We start from the raw sequence: 18,291 nt of genomic DNA, 5'->3' as shown, positions 1-18,291 counted from the left end.
AGGAGGGGCACTCTTACCTCTTACCCGCCGCCATCACGTCGCGCGTGCGGGAGGTACGACGTGGAATGCACTATGCCTGGGCGGATAGGAAAGAGCCGCGCTGCAATCATCAAGAGCGAGGTTCGGATTGTATGCTGGATCAGATTGTAGTAGGCCATCCCATCTTGCATGCATGAAGTCGACTTCGGCGACGAATCGCTGGCGTTTTTCCTTCGAGTCGTCGGAACCACGCGTTGCAGATTCGTGATGGATGAGTTGCGCATGCGGCGTCCATACATTGCGATATCCCGCTTCCAGAAGCCGCAGGCAGAAATCGATGTCATTGAACGCGACACTCAGGCGTTCCTCCAATCCTCCGACTTTAAAATAGACCGAACGCCGCACTACCATGCAGGCGCCTGTCACCGCTGACAGATTCTGTGTAACGAGCGCACGCGCGCCATGCCCCGGATATCCTGCGGGCCGGTCGAGATAGGCATGATTCGCCACACCGCCAACGCCAAGAATGACGCCCGCGTGCTGGATGGTTCCATCCGGATAGTAGAGCATCGCACCGACGGCGCCTGTATCAGGACGAACGGCGTGAGAGACCATTTCTTCCAACCAGTCTTCTGTGATGATCTCGATATCGTTGTTCATCAGGCAGAGAACCGAGCCTTGTGCGTGCTCCGCTGCCAAGTTGTTTATTTTCGAATAGTTAAAGGGCGCGTCGTAGTCAAGTACTCGGATGGCGGCACGGCCCGCTATATCGTGTAGGTACCGCAGGGCCAAGGGCTCACTGGACTGGTTGTTGACAACGATGCACTCAAAATCTGCATACTTGGTGCGTTCAAACAGGCTCTCGATGCACTTTCGCAGCAAATCTACTTTGTCCCGCGTGGGAATGATAATACTGACCTTCGGCACCGGTGAGGGCAAAGGCCATCTGACGCGATAATGTCCGTGCGGGAGTTCCTCCACGCGGACTCCTTCGATGCTCGAAACATGCTCGCGCACAGCGCGCGCGCCCGCCAGGGATGCGTAATCCTTTGCGTCGCGCTCGAGCGCAGTCGAACCTTCTATGGCACGCCAGTGGTATAGCACTTTGGGAATGTGCCTGATTCGTTCCTCCGACAGTCCTCCGCAGCAGCGCAGGAAGAGGTCGTGATCTTGACTTCCCTCGAAGCCGGCGCGAAACCCACCCACGCACCGCACACGCTCGGTCCTGATGACAGTAAGATGACAAAGATAGTTCTGAGACAGAAGCAACTGCGGGTTCCAGTCCGGCTTAAAGTAGGGTTGAAACCTGCGTCCCTTCTCGTCGATCTTATCTTCGTCAGAGTAGATCACCTCGAGCGTCGGTTGCTGATTGATGGCCTCTGCAATTTCCAGCAGGGCATGAGGCCTCAGTTCGTCATCATGGTCCAGCAAGGCGACGTACTCACCATTGGCTAGCGCGAGAGCAGAGTTCGAAGCTGCGGATATATGTCCATTCTCTTCGCGCCTAACTATCCGGATCCGCTCATCACGATCCGCGTACTCCCGCAGTACATGTTGGACATGAGGCGCGGGAGAAGCATCATCCGCGATACATAGCTCCCAATGTGGATACGCCTGCTTGAGGACGCTATCCAGACAGCGTCTTAGCCAACGTTCAGGGGTGTTATACACCGGGACCAGCACGCTGATGAGCGGGCGCTCGGATAGCACAGAGACGCGCGCGCACAAGTTGCGGCTCGACTCGTCCAGGGTGTCGAAGCGGCGCACCCAGTCCGTGTAGTCGAAGCCGGATGGCTGCTGCGCATAGGGCTGCTGCGACATGAGATGGTCGGCTGCGGCCGACAGGCCACCGAAAATCAGCGTGCGGAGGAAGTTCCGGGCAAGGCGCGTCGAGGCATTCCAGTCAATGCAACCTGACTCCTCGCGTCGCAGGAGCATGAAAAGCAGCGCTCGCCATCGAGGCTCTCTTATGAGCTTGAAGTCGGAAACCGAGTATTCGACGCTACGGCTGCTTGGGTCGATGCGCACACCCACCGTGTTTCGCGGTAGCACGAACAGCATATCAATGCGGCCCGTCGCGTCCGGCGCAGGAATTCGAACAAGCAAGTTGGGCTTGAAACCACTGCCCTGGTCGGCATACAGACAGGGCGACACCAGATGCCCCGCGAGGACTTGCAAGCGACAACGAAAGCGGTACCAGCCTGCTGGCAGCACGATGTCCACCGACGTCAGATCGAGCAGCATCTGCGGGTCATCGCCAGCGCTGACCCAACGTATACCGGCTGCGCCAGCGAGCACCTGCAACTGATGGAGTGGCTTGAGAAGGACACGGCGGACGCCCGCAGCCAGCGAGGTCCTCACATGCGCCACTGGATTCCGCTCATCCCGCATCTGCATGGCGATGAGCAGACGTCCCAGTAGCGCATCCATCGTACGTCTAGCTCCGCGGGCAGGTAGCGACATCAGAATGCCTGCCAAATTTCTTGCCGTGCTTAGTAAGTCCCAACCTTCCTCGCGAGCGAGCAAAATGAGAATCAACGCGACGGCCTTCGGCCGCCCGACTCGGAGCGGCAAAGGCGGCAGAGGGACCACAAGGGGTTCCCCTGCGCCTTCTTCCAGCCACACCTCATCAGCTGGAGCGAGAGGCAGGACAAATGAGGTTGCTTTCCCCGCCCTCCGCAACAATGGCAGCGAGGCAGGTTCGCTGGATCCGGCGCGGTGATAGACCACGGCCCCGTCTCCCACGTCGGCCAGCGAGGCAGGCCACCGGAACCAGTACCACCCGTCGGAAACCCGCCCCACCGGATCGATTCGCTGGCGATGCCCGAGGCTGCTGTCGTCATTCATTTCGAGATACTGCTGATGGGTTCACGAACAGAGCATGGGCGCATGGGAGTACCACACCTAGGCGTGCTAGCCTGTCTACTCCTTGAAATACAGGCCCAGCTTCGCCACGCGACCCGTATCTTTGCCGCCAGCGTCCACAACCGTGGACGCGTTCGCCGGAGCAGGATGCAGCCAGATGGCGAGTGAATTCGTGGCGTCCATACTGCGCTTCAGGGAATAGGTATAAGTACGACCGTTCTTAACCTCTAGAGGCGTAGGCAACGTAAAGATCGCATAGCCATTGTCTATCGTGCCCTTTAGGGGGATGCTCGCCTTCTGGCAGGCATCTGCCTCGCATATGCTTAGCTCTAGACTACCGTCCGAACTTCCACGGGAATTACCGATGCGCACGCCAAAACCTAGGAGGGTGGCATCCCGATCAGACACATAGTTTCCGCGCAGCGTCTGACCATTAGTCAAGCGAAATGCAGTTGCCGCCCCCTCACCAACGGGAGCTTGCACAAGTTTGCTGCCAACTGGCGCCTTTGGCGCTTGTTCGGTTCGCGTACCGACTGGGCTCGTCTCAGGCCCGGCCATGCCTGCTGCGGGTTGCTGCGCCGAAGTCGGCGAAGGGCTATCGACCTTGTTACAGGACACAAGGAAAGAAGCTGTGAGTACTGCGGAAATAGCAACAATGCGTTTCATAGTGGGATGGAATAGTCAGTGGGTTGAAAGGGACTGGTCAGAAAGCTTGCGCAGAGCGACGTGTATATGCATATTTTCCGCCTCGAAGTGCTCGATCTTGAAATTAAGGTGACGCATCAGCGTTTCGAGGAATTCTCGAAGGCTGTCCTTGGTGAAAGTGTGTACGTGTATGCTGCTTTGCCGTTTGAAAGCAGCTTCAATCGCCGCTTCCGCGTCCTTTCCTGTCTTTCCACCCTCACGATTTCGCACATAATCCTCATAGTGCGCGCGCGCGATCAGTTGAGTTTTTGCGTGGAACTCTTCCATGAGATGTTCAAGCGGAGTAATCTCTCGAGGCTTATCGAATGTATAGTTCTTGTCTGGGACCACCATGTAAAGTACTCCACCAGGACCGATGATCCTGAGCCACTCCTCGATTGCGCGGCCCGGGTTGCAGACATGCTCCAATACATGGCTATTGATGACGAAATCGAACGCATCATCGTCGAAGAACGGGTAGTTGTTCTCCTTCCAGACCACCTGCACCTGCCGGATGTCACCGACACGCGGGTCGGCCTTGTAGTCCTTCCTTAGACTTGCGGTCTTTTCATAGTCCAGATAGGTGACGTGTGCATCTAGGTCAAAGGGTCGATGCAACGCGCCGACTTCGAGCCCCTTACCTTTGCAGAGGTGATGCGCCGCGCGTCCGAAAGGCTCGTGCCTTGAGTGCACGGATGGATCCGAATACATGACACCAGTATTTCTGATCTCCAGTGCCTCGATGACGAACGCTGTCCCGCCGCCAAGATATTCATACTCACCGTGCGCCGACTCCAGCATCAGCCCGACATTCAGGTAAGCGATGTCAGTTGGCACGCCGATGGTCGCAGTGACCCATATAGCTCCGTCGCGTGCGCGCTGGACTTCAAACGCGGTGAACTCGCTCGACAGTACCTCCGCGGTCGCCATGTCTATCAGCCCATTCCGAGTCGTCCCCGCTAGATCCAGCCTGATCCTAATTCGTGCGGAGTCCATTTGTCGTAACGCGAAAAATATCTCCAGCCGCTCGTCCTTGCGGAAGGACATGGAAAGTTTTGTGTTCAGCCAATGACGTCCTGGCACCTTCTGCTCTTCTACCAGCAAGGGGGCTCCAGAGTATCCATCGATCAGGCTACGCACGCTTACGCCCACGCACGTCCAGGCGCCAGAGTTGAGGCTTGTCACTTCCGTGATCATCCGCTCCCGACCCTCCATCCCAATCTCCAAGGTTGTACCTGATTCTGTCACATGATGTCACGGATCAATTGTGTCCATGCCGCCAGATACCTGTCCTGGTTGAACACATTCATAGCAGTAAGCCTCGAGGCTTTCCCCATGCGTTCACGTACTTCCTGATGCGTGAATAAATAGCGTACCTGATCTGCCAGTTCCTCCGGGGTATCGGTAAAAAAACCGTTGACCCCGTTCTCTATGAACATATCAACATCGTGATTGCGCAGGCTGACCGTGGGAACGCCCGCCATCATGGCCTCACCACGAGTCCGCGGCATGGGAGACCGCACGGTTGTATTCAGATAAATGCCTTTAGCACCGATCGAGCGGACATAGTTCTCATACTTCACCTTGGCCCACTCATACGTCCGCGGTGTGTACTGAACGGAAGGATCGCCAACAGCCAGATTCGAGACCCGGATGTCTCTGCCAAGGGCTTCCATTACTCGTCGCATGACTTGATAACCATTGTAATGCGGGCGATTTGCTAAACCCCGAATAGCCATTGCATATACACCGGCGCCCTTCATGCCCGGTGGAAACTCGTGCGGAGAAAATCCATGCCAGATCGTCCTACTCTTGATGAACTTCCACTCTCGCATCGACTGATGCGAATTGCAGACAACCTCTACGTCCTTCAGTAGCTCCACGAGCTCCAGCCGATTCTCCTCGATGACCTCACCGAGGTCAGACTGATCGTACTCCGGATCATACTGACCGTGGAACTGCGGCGTGCCATGGCATATTGCAACCTTAGGCAGATCCCACTCTTTCATAGCCTTAAGGAAGGTGGCGCCCCAGTCCAACGGTACTTTCCCATGGCATATCTCGGGGTGAAGTAGATTCTCGTCGAAATGAAGGATAGCTAAGTCGTAGTCGTGAGGATTGATCCTCGCATACGGCACCATTCGGGCATTAGTTGGCATCGGGCGATGCGCCCATTCCCATCGTTCGCAGAGGCCTGTGCCCATGCCTGTCGCCAGCGTGAACTGATGCCCTAGGCGGTACAGCTCATACTGATGGGGACAATGCCAGCGGAAAGTAAGGATCCGCAGCGGCTTCGCCGGCCGGGTGAACACGACCAGATCACGCTTCGTGTCCGCCAAATGTTCCTCCATAAAGTGGAAATCGGCATTCGACTTCAGATCCCCACCCGCGGACTTGCACCATTTGACAATCGCTTCGTAGGTAGAGCGTGTCCATTGACGCGATTCCAACCGAAGCAGCGGATGCTTCTCGTGGAGCCTGCGGAAGTTCTTCAACGACCGGTACGGCTTGTCCCGGTTTTCGACGGTGGGAGGATGAGAAATGTGGATGGAGGCTGTGTCAGCCAGAAACTTGATTCTGGCATGCGCCTTGTAGAGGCGGCAGCCCATTTCGACGTCTTCCCACCCAAAGCCTGAGTCCGGGCTTGCGCTGTAGGTGAACTGTTCGTCGAACAATCCTTCCGGTAGAGAGGCTTCGGCAAAGCTCCGGCGCACGGAAAAATTCCGAGTCACGCTGTTGACGAAACTGTCCTGATTCGTGCCATCCTGAGGACGAGCTTCCTGCACAGCCAGCGACGAATCCGCTTCATGCAGGGCAAGTACGGACATTGGCGGTCTATGGTTCGTTTCTATGCCCTTTGGCCCGACAACCGCGTCGCATTTTCCACGCTGGTGCGCACGATAGTGGAGCGCGAGAAAATCCCGGTTGAACAGGCAGTCAGCGTCAACTACGACGATGATGTCACCCGTGGATTCGCTGACACCCCGGTTCCGGCTTGCGCAATTCCCCAGATTGGCGTCATTGGTAATGATGCGCACCTGCATGTTTGGATTAGCATCCGGCAAGCTACTCCTCTTGCGCACGAACTCCTCGACGACAGCCACCGATTCATCAGGGCTTCTGTCGTTGACTAACACAATTTCATAAGGCAGGTCGAAGGACTGCCGCCTCATGGTCTCAAGGAAATAGACCACTTCCTCGCTCTTGCGGTAGAGGATCGACACAACCGAGATGGCAGGGGTAGTACGGTCCATAGGCGGAATGGACCGTGGAGGGAGCGGGCGGGCTCGTTCGTTCTTGACAGAGCGCAGTATCGCATTGGCTTCATGGACAGTGGTACTGACCAGGAAGCGATTTGCGATATTTTTCTTGGCTCGCTGGCCAATCTCAACGCGGCGCTTGGGCTCGGAGATAAGTTGGCGGAGCAATTTCACCCATTGGACGCGCGTTTCGGCGAGCAATCCATCACGCTGATGAGTGATGACTGCCGAATAGCTGGCGGTGGGCGATGCGATCGTCGGGATTCCATACAGAGCCGCTTCGAAGATCTTGAGCTCGCTCTTGCAGTGGGTAAACGGATTGCGTAGTTCTAGCGGGGCCAGATTGATGTCGACTGTCGAAAGAGCCTTCATCATCTCGTGATGAGACAACAGAGGCATCTGGATGAATCTGTCGCCGAATGTTCGAAAACGCTCAGCTGCTTCTAACCATCCCACTACGAGCAGTTCCACATTCGGTTGTTCTTGCATGATAGAGACTAACGCTTCAGAGCACTCTGCAAAATCGTGTTCATGGCTCTTGGTGCCACTAAAGTAGCCAATCCGAATGCGGGCGCCTTCATCACGAGACCGCGCCATCAAGTCCTGCGCCTCCGCTTCATGGCGCAGACTGATGTTGTTGGGAAGCACCAGTGCCCGCATCCCCATCCGCTCGACTTCCAGCTTGAGCGCAAAGGTGCTGGTGGTGACCAGATCGGACCGCCACATGGTGTCGCGCAGACGTGACATGATTTTGCGGAAGATGTCCTTATCGGGCTCCGACTTTGCTGCGACATGGCGGATGAAATCAATGCGATCTGGGTCGAAGACCATGTCGTCGATGTCGAAGATAACCTTGCCACCACCACTGCGGAACTCATCCACGGTTCGCAACATTGCCGGGTTCGCGGCGATCCGACATAGAACAACAATGTCGATCCCCCCAAAATCACCCTCGGCCAAATCCCTCTCGGACAGGATCAACGGGTGCACGTTCAGTGCTGAAAGCGCCTCGGCGTAGTTCCTGACCCTATACTGATGAGTCATCTTGTCGTGTTGGTTGATCACCCAGGCAACGACCAACGCTCCCGGGGGCGGTGGCTCCCGCAGAATCTTGCGACGAGCGACCACGACCGCCGTACCCTCCAGCTTCGCGCCCTGTAGCAGAGGCTCTATGTCGAACAACCAACGCCCCGCGTCGTCGTACTCATCCGTCACCAATGGACTATCGGCAGTCACCGGACGCACCGAACGCCTCTCGACAGCGCCATGAAGTAAATAGTGGACTAGAGGATTCATCCCGGTCGCGGCGACGTCCGGGTTGCGCTCCATGTAATGCGCGGTATCGAAGTTCGGGCTTGGATTCCTCAATGTCGCTGCACCAAAGCGCACGTAGTGTTCCGCAGGGTCGATCCCGAGTACGCCCACATCTGCATAGCTCCGCAGATACCAGCGACCATCAAACAGCTTTGATTCGCGCAGAAGCCGAGCTTGTTCTTTCATGCACATCATACTTAAATGTTCCCCCAATCCTCTATCTACCTCAGGTCGGACTACGGTTCTCGAATCGACCGTGCTCCAGGTAATGCAGCAGCGGATTCATCCCCGAGCGCGCAACGTCCATGTTCTTTCGCAAGTAGGACCTAACGTTGAAACGCGGCCCCGGGTCACGTCCTTCCGCCGCGCCGAACTGCAGATAATGCAGCACCGGATCCATGCCGCTCTCATCGACGTCGGCATAAGTCTGCCGGTACCAATCCCTGTCGAACAGATCTGATGCGCTTATTGTTGCGACAAGCCGCTGCAGGTTTCCCGCGGCCTCGTTCCGGCCACCGAGCAAGCGGCTGACCTTCCGGACAGGAGCAGCTGTCCGCCACACCAGTCCACGCCGGATGGAAGTGAGCTCGTCCCGTAGCTGCCGAACTTCTTCGCTCTTCTGCTGAAATTGGCTGATGGCCAGAGCGTCTCGTTCCTGGAAGCGCAGATCAAACTCACGTTCCTGCCGGATAACAAGTTTGGTGAGCCTTGCTATCTCCTCGTACCGTTCCTTGATACTACGCTGCAGTTGTCCGTTCTGGAGGGACAAGTCCTTGTTCGCTTTCGAGAGCTCCTGAACTATGGTCTTGCCTTGGCTCAGTCGTATTTCGGCCTGTGCTTTGAACCGCTTCAACTCCGCCTCGGATTGCTGTGTTCGCTTCGCTTCCTGTAGTGCCTTAGTAAGCTGCTCAATGTCGTTGCTGGCACGCGTCAACTCCGCTTTGAGCTCTCCAATGCTCGCTTCCTTCTCACCGATGGCGCGTTCTAGCTCCATAGCACGCTCTTCCATGGCCGCTTGGAGCTCTGCGATGCGCGCATCCTTGCTATTGCTGGTCGCTCGATGCTGCTCGGCGCTTCGTTGGGCCGCTTCCAGGTCGGACATCAGTGCAGCGATTTTCTGATCGCGCGCACCAATGCCACCATCCAACCGCCTCTCGTTCTCGCGGGCAGCGACACCAAAGATATCTGCACCAGTATCGAACTCGAACCGAACTTGATCGAGCACTGCCCTGGCCTCATCGGATTCGGCATGGGAAAGCTTGTCGAGTGCACCAACTGTCAACGACACCCAACGGCCTAAAGGACTTTCCGAACTCAGTTCAAGATTGCCATGCTGGTGCCGCAAGTCGTTCGTCAAGTACGTTTCAAGTTCCGACAACGCCGTAAGAGACCAACGTGGCCAAACAATGGCCAGCCGCTCGGAGATGCGTTTCATTTCCTCCTTGCAGTCCTGAAGCAAGTGCGTGTAGTGAACGAATGCGCGAGGGATGTTGCGCGTACTCGCCTCCGCCTCAAGCACATGACGAAGCCAGAGGAGCAACGAATAGGTACGGCCAAAACCGTTCCGGGCGGCCAAGGAATCCGCCACCTCTAGAGGGGAACGTAGTGGGATCAGCACCTTGCTCCGGTAGCCTAAAGCATCCAGCGCACGCAGCCAAAATGGAGCAAAGCGGCAGATGCGCGGATCCTTGATGAACACTAGCGGTGCATCCCCGAACTCATGATGGAAGACGGGACGCAGGCGTTCTACGAATTCATCTGCGAGCAGGGACCGGTGCCAGTCTTCGTTGAGTTTGCCCCAGTCGTTCCAGCGGCTACCGGAAGCCGACAGAATCTGATCGTTGAACTTGAGAAGTTCCGCCGACTCCCAAAAACCTTTAGGATTGTCGCTGGCGGGCGGTAGCTTGGTCCGCGGCGACGTCACGCCGAGTCGAGCCAAGGCCCCTCCTAGCGCAGACGTGCCGCTACGATGCATTCCGAGCACCAGAATGGCATCGCGCTTGGGAGTTTTCTCTTCTAAATCTGACATTCTGCAGTCCTGTCTTGGGTCGGCCGTACGAAATCGCGCAATTGACCGAAAAGACTTAATGGCCATCCGAAGTTGTGATATTACTCGAGAACCTGAGCGGGACTCCCAGATCTTCCTCCGATGTGCCTGCCCGTACTTCTATCGGCCCCGGCGAGGCCGAGTTACTACCTTTTTCCAGCGGCACGCTAACTTGATAGCCGTATCTGGGATGTGGCAAATTCAAGTGACTTTGCACATCCGGTCGTGACTGTCTCTCATACGCGCGAACCAGAAACGACTTCCCATCCACCCGCACAGAAAGCACTCTGGGCGCCCGGCCACGCGCATCGACCGCCCATCCTCTGATGACCACGCGATTGGGAAGCCAACAAACTTCATCGACAAAACCTTGCGCACCCTTGTCGTAGCCTTGAGTAGGGTCGCTGCCTTCCACCCGTGCTTGTTGCAAGAACAAGTGGTAATTCTCCGCGGCCTGGAATGATACTTCCATGGGGAGCAGCGCTTCGCCCGGCCGTTCCCATTCAAAACACATCGGCACGAAACCCGCTGACTTGATCAATGACACCACTGAGTTCCGATGCTCGGCCGGCACATAGGTGTCCAATGCAAAGTCTTCCTGCAATGATCCGAGCAAGAGAGAAACGAACTCGGCACCATGCCCTTCGTCGAACAGCCGGCGCACAGTGCTGTCGATGCGGAACGGCGAATAATCGATTCGGATGGCATGCGTAAGTTCCTTGGATGCAGGCAACCGTCCTTGCGAGACAAGATGCAGAATTTCATCACCAGAGATGACCCGCACGCCCGCCGGCTGGAAAAGCTTTTCAGCCATCGAGGTCTTCCCATAGCCAGGAGGTTGCATCAGCAGGTACGCCATGGGCCGCTTTCTTGTGACGTGGATGACATGACGCGGGACCGGATCACCTTCCTGCGAAACGCTAGGGCCTATCCATTTCCATGCATAGTCGCTGAGCATCTCCTTGACCATCGGCATGCTTGGAAAAAGGCGCTCATCGATGCCGCGACTGACCTTCTTCCACTCGGCGGTTGGCGAGGACGCGATCCCAAGCTCCAGCACCAGAGTTCCATCCGGCGTCAGGTTGTTCATGATCTGGCGGATGAGGGCATTCTGATCATCCGCATAGTGAAGCGCAGAAGCGAGCAGAATGACTTCGTAAGGTCCTTCGGGAAGGTGACCCCAAGGCTGAGCTAAAAACTCACAAGTCGGAAATCGCTTGCGTGCACGCTCAATGTAGAATCGCGAATGATCGATGCCGACCACACGTTCCGCACCCCTAAATTTGGCAAATCCACAAAAATAGCCTTCATTGCACCCAACGTCGAGGAATCTCCTACCCGCGAGATCAGGAATGCTGAGTGCCTTCAACTTCTCGAGTGTTCGCGAATCACCTTCAACATCAGGAAAAGATTGGTACTGTGCCATGAATAGCTGCTCTATCTGAAAATGGTCTCATTCACCGCGAATCTGTGCCGCCAGCAATGGTGCCAGACGTAGCGGCGACCGAGCGACTTCAGCGGTCTCGCCAGTGAAAGCCTGCATGCCTTGCATCTGAGCAACATCCTCGACGAAAGGCATCTCGAATACCGCAAAGAATCCGCAAACCGATTCCCGCAGACCCAAGTGGCTGGCGACATCCTGTCGTTCGCGTCGCTCCAAACGTTTCGGTGAATAGCGTGTGCCACTCAGTTCGATGACTATGCCCTGCTGCGGTATGCCGTTGATCCCAACCGCCCATCCCGTCGCGCAAGCAACACCACCAGACACGGTGATGCTCTCTATTGCACCATAACCGGGAGCCGTCGCGGCACCGGCTGGCAGCTCAGTTTCGGGTATGGGTTGTTCGGTATCCGCCGGATGGGCCATGACGTCGTGGTAGGCTCGGAGAGCGGAAACGATGTCGCCCATGAAAATTATTCGTCCCGCATCGAGAACGATGCCTTTGTTGCATATGTCGCGAAGCAACCCGATGCTGTGGCTGGCAAGCATTACAATTTTGCTGCCGCCGACGCGGCTTTTCATCCTCTCCGTAGCCTTTTTCATGAACTCCGAATCACCTGCACCCACCCACTCATCCATGAGGATGATGTCGTGCTGGAATGTCGTAGAGATCGAAAAGCCAAGTCGCATCTTTTGCCCCGCAGAGAGCGTCCGCAGCCGATGGTTCGCTTTGGTTTGCAGCCCGGCGAACTCAAGTATCGGCTCGATGTGGTCACGCAGTTTTTTCGCCGTAAGTCCCATCGCCGTACCGCGAAGCAAGATATTCTCCCGAACGGTCGCCTCGCTATTGAAGCCAAGTGACATGTTCAACAGCGCTTGACAGCTTCCTTCGACCTTCAAATGGCCTGATGTGGGAGCGTACACCCCGTTGATTACCCGAAGCAGCGTAGACTTGCCCGCTCCATTACGGCCCAGCAATGCAACTCGATCACCTTCGACCACTTCGAAGGAGATATCGGTCAGAAGCCGGGCGAACTCCCTGCGTGGAGGATCGAATGCCGCGCCCAGGAAGAGTGCCGACCAGTTGCTCGCCTTGCGTTCCGGCTGCACGTAGATCGGAACCTCCAGATTCAATGCGTTGACGCTTATGCGTGCCATACTCAGATCCAGATGGGAACAAACCGCGCATATCGGCGGTAGGCGAACACGGCAGCCATCCAACCCGCTATGGTCAGTATTCCCATGTAGTAGAACGTCAGCATTTCGATTCGCTCACCGAGCATTGGAGCGCGCACAAGTTCAACCATGTGGAACAGCGGGTTGATGCGCATTAGCATTCCACGCAGGCTGTCGGCCGGCATGCCGTCGGCTCGCCAGATAATCGGCGTCAGCAGAAAGGCGAACATAAAGATATTGCCGATGAACTGACTCATGTCCGGAAAGCGCGCACCAACCAGACCGAACACCACACCTATCCAGAACACGTTGAAGATGATGAGCGTCATCGATGGCACGCTGAGGAAAACACCGGTCCAATGCAGATCCGGATAGATGGCCAGTGCAATCGCCACCACCGGCAACGATGCCACAAAGTAGAACAGCGCTTTGGCGATGACCCGCAGCATGAAATCCGTGAGGCGGACATGTCCGTCCATGATGAAAGCGCTGGAACTGGCGAACGCGGTCGTCGATTCGACGATGACCGTACTCAGTACCCTGAACACCGCGTAGCCGATGGCGACATGCGCCGCGAACTTGAAGAGCGGTGTTCCGGCAATATGGGCAAAGAACCCGCCCAGGCCCCAGATGTAGATCACTGCGGGCAGCACCAGCCAGAACAGGCCTAAGCTTGATCGCCTGTAGCGCACCACGATATCGAGCCAACTCGACAGTGCCCAAAATTCGGGATGCTTAAAACTCGCGGCAATATCTTTAGTCAGGTATCTCATCGTCAACCTTGGAGCGCCTTAGATAGCCCTTGAGCGCAGTCTTCGGTTAAATCGTCCAAGGCTTCCACCCCAATGCTCAGCCTGATCAAGCCTTCCGCAATCCCCAACTTCTCCCTCCGCTCCACCGGAATCGACGCATGGGTCATTACCGCCGGGTGATTGATCAGGCTTTCCACGCCACCTAAGGATTCGGCCAGGGTGAACAAGTGGGTGTTTTCGCACAGGCGCTTGGCGGCTTCGAAGCCGCCCTTCAGCACTAGCGAGATAATCCCGCCGAAGCCGTCCATCTGCCGTTTGGCCAGTTCATGTTGCGGGTGCGAGGCCAGGCCGGGGTAAATCACTTTCTCGACCGCCGGCTGGGTTTCCAGCCATTCGGCCAAGGCCTGGGCGTTTTCGCAATGCGCCTTCATGCGCAGGTGCAGGGTCTTCAGGCCGCGTAGGGCCAGGAAGCTGTCGAAGGGTCCCTGTACGGCGCCAACGGAGTTCTGCAGGAACGCCATCTGCTCGGCCAGTTCGGTGTCATCGCCGACCACGACCATGCCGCCGACCATGTCGGAGTGGCCGTTCAGGTACTTGGTGGCCGAATGCATGACCAGGTGCGCGCCGTGTTCCAGCGGACGCTGCAGGATCGGCGAGGCGAAGGTGTTGTCGACCGCGACAATCAAGCCGCGCTTGCGTGCGATGGCTGCCACCGCCTGGATGTCGACGATCTTCAGCATCGGGTTGGTCGGGGTTTCGATCCAGACCATCCGCGTTTCGGGGCGAATCGCCGCTTCGAACGCCGCCAGGTCGGTCAGGTCGACGAAGCTGAAATCGAGCCCGGCGCTGCGCCGGCGCACTCGTTCGAACAGGCGGTAGCTGCCGCCGTAGAGGTCGTCCATGGCGATGACGTGGCTGCCGCTGTCCAGCAGTTCCAGCACGGTCGAGGTGGCCGCCATGCCCGAGGCGAAGGCGAATCCGCGGCTGCCGCCCTCCAGCGCCGCCACGCAGCGCTCGTAGGCGAAGCGGGTCGGGTTGTGGGTGCGCGAATACTCGAAGCCCTGATGCACGCCCGGGCTGCTCTGGGCATAGGTGGAGGTCGCGTAGATCGGCGGCATGACCGCGCCGGTGCTGGGATCCGGCGATTGCCCGCCATGGATGGCCAGCGTGCCGAGCGCCAGCGGCGGGGCGCCGTTCCCGGCCTTGCTAGGGGTTTCCGACATAACTAATCCTTGATGCAGCCGGCGATTTTAGCAGCTGCGCCTTAACCTGCCGTCCACAATGTTGCACCGCGGCGAACGGCCGTCGCCAGCGGCCAGGTAAATGCATTTACTGTGCCCGGCGTCGCAAATAATTCAGCAGATCGATGCGGGTGATCAAGCCCAGGAACGCTTCGCCATCGGTAACGATGGCGACCTGGCCGCGGTCGAACACCGGCAGCAGCGCCTCGATCGGCGAGCGCAGGTCCAGCCGGTCCAGCTTGCTGACCATCGCGGTGGAGACCGGATCGAGAAAGCGCGCCTCTTCGCCGTACACATGCAGCAGCACATCGCTTTCGTCGACGATGCCGACCAGTTTCTCCCCCTCCATCACCGGCAGTTGCGAGACGTCGTACAGCTTCATCCGCTGGTAGGCGGTGGTCAGCAGGTCGGTCGGGCTCACCACCACGGTGTCGCGCTGGCTGTAGGGGCGCAGGATCAGGTCGCGCAGATCGCCGTACTGCGGGCGCTCGATGAAGCCGTTGTCCAGCATCCAGTAGTCGTTGTACATCTTGGACAGGTACTTGTTGCCGGTATCGCAGACGAATACCAGCACTTTCCTGGGCGCGGTCTGCTCCTGGCAGTACTTCAGCGCCGCGGCAAGCAGGGTACCGGTGGACGAGCCGCCCAGGATGCCCTCCTTGGCCAGCAGTTCGCGGGCGGTGAGGAAGCTTTCCTTGTCGCTGATCGAATACGCCTTTCTTACCCGGGAAAAATCGGAAATCTGCGGCAGGAAGTCCTCGCCGATGCCCTCGACCAGCCAGCTGCCGGATTTCTCGCTGATCGTGCCCTCGTTGATGTACTGGGTCAGGATGGAGCCGACCGGGTCGGCCAGCACCAGTTCGGTCTGCGGCGAATGCTCGGCAAAGCAGCGCGACAGGCCGGTCATCGTGCCGGAGCTGCCGCAGCCGAACACGATGGCATCCAGTTGCCCGTCCATCTGGCGCAGGATTTCCGGACCGGTGCCGAATTCGTGCGCGGCCGGATTGTCCGGATTGCCGAACTGGTTGATGAAATAGCCGCCCGGCGTCTCGGCGGCGATGCGCGCGGCCAGGTCCTGGTAGTACTCCGGGTGGCCCTTGGCCACGTCCGAGCGGGTCAGGATGACTTCCGCACCCATCGCCTTGAGGTTGAAGATCTTTTCCCGGCTCATCTTGTCCGGAACCACCAGCACCAGCTTGTAGCCCTTCTGCTGCGCCACCAGCGCCAGGCCGATGCCGGTATTGCCGGCGGTGCCCTCGACCAGGGTGGCACCGGGCTTGAGATCGCCGCGCCGCTCGGCCGCCTCGATCATCGACAGGCCGATGCGGTCCTTGATGGAACCGCCGGGATTGGCGCTCTCCAGCTTCAGGAACAGCTCGCAGACGCCGGTATCCAGGCGTTGGGCCTTGACGATTGGCGTATCGCCGATCAGTTCGAGTACGGAAGAATGGATCGCCATGCTGGCTGTGCGCTCACGGGCTGGAGTTGCCCGGATTATCGCACTTGGGCGCGCTACCGGCTTGCGGCAGGCGCGAATCCAATTATGGAAGCGGGCATGGCACGCTTCAGGTTGACGCGGACGGCGATGACCGACGAGGAGGCCATCGCCGCCCGCGACAATAAGTCGTCTCGGGGGGAGGCGTCAGTGCGGCTTGGCGTCGTACATCCGCAGCAGCCGCTGCTTGGCGACCAGCTTCTCGCGCTTCATCTGACCCAGCAGGTTGTCGTCGATGGGCAGTACGCCCAGTTCGGCGTCGGTGACTTTCTTGTCCAGCTCGCGATGGCGCTGGTACAGCTGTTTGAACTCCGGGTCAGTCTTGATCAGTGCGTCGATTTCGGTCTGCGGTTGGCCTTCGAACATGGGATTACCTCCAGCGGAAATACGAACGCCCCGGCCTTCACAGGCACGGGGCGTTGGCTTTGGAGCGGATTATCGAGCGGTCGGCGCGGGCGCATCCTCCGGAAGCGCCCGCACGGCCTTGGTTGCCTGCGGGTGTCTCCTGGGAAATGGGGGTCAGCGCCATCGGCTCGGTTCTCCGGTGAGCCAGGCGGCGCTCAACCGCCGCCTGGGTATATGACCCTACTCCTGCAAATCGGGGTCGGCAAGGCCTTCCTGGCGCCTTCGCTCAGAGTTGAGACAACCCGCTGAACGGCGCCGCCCAGGTGCTGTTCCAACACGCTGATTTTTCGCGCAAATATTTGATTTAATGAATCTTTTACTGAATGACCAGCACTTCCGCGGCACGTGCCCGGGAGCCATCTCCCTTCGCCACTGCCTGTATGCGCGCCTTGCCCACCCCGGCAGCGGCCAGCGCCTCGCGGATGGCGTCGGCACGGCGCTGGCCCGGCGTCTGCGCGTCCCCATAGCCCTCGACCCGGGCCTTGGCTTTGGGCACCGCCTGCAGGTAGGCGGCCAGGGCACTGACCCGGGACTGTCCGGCCGCCGAAAGCGTCGCCGAACCGGCCTCGAACGTATCCGCCGCCAGGGTGAAGACTTCTCCGCGGTTGTCGAAGCGGGAAGCCGGCAGTTTGGCGCCGGACATCAGTTCGGCTTCCTGGCGCGCCAGCTGCGCCTCTTTCTGCCGCGCCGCGCTCAGGCGCGCGGTCTGCTGGCCGGTGACCTTGCTCAGGGCCTGTTCGACGTCCTGGCGGGCCAGCAGCTCGGCCTCGGCCTCCATGCGCAGGCGTTCGGCATCCTCGGCCTGGATCTGCGCCTGCACCCGCAGCCGTTCGGCTTCCTGCCGCGCCCGTTCGGCTTCGCGCCGGCTGGCTTCCACCAGCAGCTCGCTGCGGGTGCGGTCCAGCCGGTTCACCTCGCGGCGGGCCAGCTGCGTACGTACCGCCGTTTCGGCAATTTCCACCCGGCGCTGGGCGATGTACAACGCCCCATCGCGGTCGCGGCTGCGCGCCTTGACCAGCACGCCGATGGCCTGCTGCGCCTGCAGCTTCTCGAAAGCTGCGGCTTCGGCCTGGTCCGGGTCCATTTGCAGCGCCGCCAGGCGCTGGTTGAGCTGGATCACTTCCGGGCGCTCTGCCGCCAGACTGGCGGCAGAGAACGCCAGCAGTGCCGCCAGCAGCAGGGCTTGCTGCGCATACCGGCTCATCGGCGCGCCTCCTGGCCGAGCCGGCGTTGCAATTCGGCCACCTCGTTCTGGCGGTGCTGAAGTTCGGCGCTGGCAACGGCCTCCTGGCTGCGCGCACGCGCCAGATCGGCGTCGGCGGCGGCGCGCAGCGCCAGGTCCAGCGCCAACCGGCGGTCGCGCTTGCTGTGCGCCGCTTGCGCCTGTATCAGCGTTTGCCGCGCCACTGCCAGCGCTTCCGGCGCGTACTGGTCGGCATCGGCCTGTTCGGCGCGCTGCACCGCCTGTTGGGCGGTTTCCAGCTCCGGTGTGGGCGCAGTCTGGGCAGAAACCGGCGAAGTCGCGGCGACAGCTGACGCTAGTGCGGCAACCATCACATACAGTGGCAAGCGGATTTGTGCGAAGCTAACAGTCATTGGGGTGCCGTGACGAAGTGGGGCGCGCGGCCATTG

13 protein-coding genes are annotated in these 18,291 nt (G+C 58.7%); all 13 read right to left on the bottom strand.

Features of this window, described 5'->3' with window-relative positions:
- Positions 1–33: 33 nt before the first annotated feature.
- The 13 genes from CRO39_RS09310 to CRO39_RS09255 all read right to left on the bottom strand — a co-directional run bounded on the left by CRO39_RS09310 (position 34) and on the right by CRO39_RS09255 (position 18,255).
- Positions 34–2,826, bottom strand: a complete 2,793-nt coding sequence (locus tag CRO39_RS09310; RefSeq protein ID WP_238394708.1) for a glycosyltransferase family 2 protein — start codon at positions 2,824–2,826, stop codon at positions 34–36.
- A gap of 75 nt (positions 2,827–2,901) precedes the next feature.
- Positions 2,902–3,510, bottom strand: a complete 609-nt coding sequence (locus CRO39_RS20480) for a hypothetical protein (protein ID WP_141400760.1) — start codon at positions 3,508–3,510, stop codon at positions 2,902–2,904.
- A 15-nt stretch (positions 3,511–3,525) separates the two neighbouring features.
- The gene (locus CRO39_RS09305; RefSeq protein ID WP_176520182.1) at positions 3,526–4,632 is read right to left on the bottom strand and encodes a methyltransferase domain-containing protein; all 1,107 of its coding nucleotides are present in this window, start codon (positions 4,630–4,632) and stop codon (positions 3,526–3,528) included.
- Between the two features lie 140 nt (positions 4,633–4,772).
- Positions 4,773–8,288 (bottom strand): glycosyltransferase, encoded by a 3,516-nt coding sequence (locus CRO39_RS09300; protein WP_162125909.1) that lies wholly within the window; start codon positions 8,286–8,288, stop codon positions 4,773–4,775.
- Positions 8,289–8,328: 40 nt separating this feature from the next.
- Complete coding sequence (locus tag CRO39_RS09295) at positions 8,329–10,131, bottom strand: hypothetical protein (protein ID WP_097121606.1); 1,803 nt, start codon at positions 10,129–10,131, stop codon at positions 8,329–8,331.
- A gap of 55 nt (positions 10,132–10,186) precedes the next feature.
- Complete coding sequence (locus CRO39_RS09290; protein WP_097121605.1) at positions 10,187–11,575, bottom strand: class I SAM-dependent methyltransferase; 1,389 nt, start codon at positions 11,573–11,575, stop codon at positions 10,187–10,189.
- A gap of 27 nt (positions 11,576–11,602) precedes the next feature.
- Positions 11,603–12,748 carry an ABC transporter ATP-binding protein gene (locus tag CRO39_RS09285; protein ID WP_097121604.1) on the bottom strand — a complete coding sequence of 382 codons (1,146 nt, stop codon included), beginning with the start codon at positions 12,746–12,748 and terminating at the stop codon, positions 11,603–11,605.
- A gap of 2 nt (positions 12,749–12,750) precedes the next feature.
- A complete protein-coding gene (locus CRO39_RS09280; protein ID WP_097121603.1) occupies positions 12,751–13,539 on the bottom strand; it encodes an ABC transporter permease in 789 nt (262 codons plus the stop codon).
- A 2-nt stretch (positions 13,540–13,541) separates the two neighbouring features.
- A complete protein-coding gene (locus CRO39_RS09275; RefSeq protein ID WP_097121602.1) occupies positions 13,542–14,741 on the bottom strand; it encodes a cystathionine gamma-synthase in 1,200 nt (399 codons plus the stop codon).
- Between the two features lie 106 nt (positions 14,742–14,847).
- The gene (locus CRO39_RS09270; RefSeq protein WP_097121601.1) at positions 14,848–16,218 is read right to left on the bottom strand and encodes a pyridoxal-phosphate dependent enzyme; all 1,371 of its coding nucleotides are present in this window, start codon (positions 16,216–16,218) and stop codon (positions 14,848–14,850) included.
- A gap of 183 nt (positions 16,219–16,401) precedes the next feature.
- Positions 16,402–16,620, bottom strand: coding sequence for an HP1242/YdcH family protein (locus CRO39_RS09265; protein WP_097121600.1), 219 nt, complete (start codon positions 16,618–16,620; stop codon positions 16,402–16,404).
- Positions 16,621–16,975: 355 nt separating this feature from the next.
- Positions 16,976–17,863, bottom strand: coding sequence for an OmpA family protein (locus tag CRO39_RS09260; protein WP_097121599.1), 888 nt, complete (start codon positions 17,861–17,863; stop codon positions 16,976–16,978).
- Complete coding sequence (locus tag CRO39_RS09255; RefSeq protein ID WP_097121598.1) at positions 17,860–18,255, bottom strand: DUF4398 domain-containing protein; 396 nt, start codon at positions 18,253–18,255, stop codon at positions 17,860–17,862. Before CRO39_RS09255 ends, CRO39_RS09260 begins: the two co-directional genes overlap by 4 nt.
- Positions 18,256–18,291: the final 36 nt, after the last annotated feature.

The sequence above is a fragment of the Pseudoxanthomonas wuyuanensis genome, assembly GCF_900215535.1.
Classification (GTDB): domain Bacteria; phylum Pseudomonadota; class Gammaproteobacteria; order Xanthomonadales; family Xanthomonadaceae; genus Pseudoxanthomonas_A; species Pseudoxanthomonas_A wuyuanensis.
This window is presented reverse-complemented; position numbering and strand designations above follow the sequence as displayed.